This is a genomic window from Alteromonas sp. CNT1-28 (assembly GCF_022348345.1).
GTDB lineage: Bacteria > Pseudomonadota > Gammaproteobacteria > Enterobacterales > Alteromonadaceae > Alteromonas > Alteromonas macleodii.
In genome coordinates this window covers 1-1,085 of the sequence record NZ_JAKREZ010000103.1, presented here as the reverse complement: position 1 = coordinate 1,085, position 1,085 = coordinate 1, and the positions used below count along the sequence as shown (strand labels likewise).

1 protein-coding gene is annotated in these 1,085 nt (G+C 37.4%); it reads left to right on the top strand.

Going from position 1 to position 1,085, the window contains the following annotated elements:
• Positions 1–491: 491 nt before the first annotated feature.
• Positions 492–956 (top strand): RNA-binding protein, encoded by a 465-nt coding sequence (locus MHN02_RS21515; RefSeq protein WP_014950707.1) that lies wholly within the window; start codon positions 492–494, stop codon positions 954–956.
• The last annotated feature ends 129 nt before the right edge of the window (positions 957–1,085 follow it).

Here is a 1,085-nt window from a genome sequence, read left to right as displayed (position 1 = left end):
TCAAACTCTTCAATTAAATATATCGAAATATGAATCGTCGTTATGTGACACTCTTAACGAGTGCCCACACAGATTGTCTTGTCTAAATTTTTAAAGAACATTCACTTGAAGCCGTTGCTTCTTAGTGACTCACCCTGCTCGAGTGAGGTGCGCATTTTACATCGTTTGTTTTCGATGTCAACCATGTTTTTAAACTTTTTATTTGTTTGAAAACTTGGTTTCGCACTTGTTGCTGAGTTGGCTTTGTTTTTCTCGAAGCCCCCTCAGAACGTGGAGCGCATTATAGATACCTCTTGTGAAAGATCAACACTTAAATTGGATTTTTTTGCTTTTTAAGCCACTTTTGGTGTTAACCGCTCATTTCTGCATCATTTCTAGCGACTCAATCCATCTTTAGACTAGTTTTTTCACATTTTATTGTTCAATTTGTTACAAATGAGTAAACTATATACAGCCTCCAACACCATAATAAACAATAGAAAGGTAGGTATATGAAAGTAGGCTTTATTCAATGCGCTGTTATTAGCGCTATTTTTGCAATTGCAGGTTACTTGTTATTTTCTTCTGCTAGTTTAAACGTCCATGTTCCACTGACCGTCTCAGCAGCTCTGCTGATCAGCGGTATCGTTACTCCTTGGCTAGCGTCTCTTATTCAAAGTCCATCTTCCTCAGATGCCAGAGCACATTCTAATGACGGATCAGTAGAAACTTTATATGTGGGTAATTTGCCTTATAGAGCAAACGAGAACGCAGTAAAGGAATACTTCAGTAGCTTTATTGAAGTACAGTCGGTTCGCTTAATGAAGGATCGTAAAACTGGAAAAAGAAAAGGATACGGTTTTATCGAAGTTGTAACTGACGACTTAAACAGCGTTATCGATAAAACTAACGACTCAATCTTCCAGGAGCGAACCTTAAAAGTTCGCCCTGCAAAGGACAAAGTCGAACACGCATAATTTTGTGAGTACGGTTTATAGGCTATAAAATGAATTAGTCTCGACTTAATCTGACACTTCTTCTTGAAAAGATGAGAGTTACCCGTTTTGATAAAGGTGTCGAATCTTTAATCAAAACAAAATAGGTAA

Coding starts and splice junctions, on each gene's coding strand:
- MHN02_RS21515 (WP_014950707.1), top strand. CDS start 492: ATGAAAGTAGGCTTTATTCAATGCGCTGTTATTAGCGCTATTTTTGCA.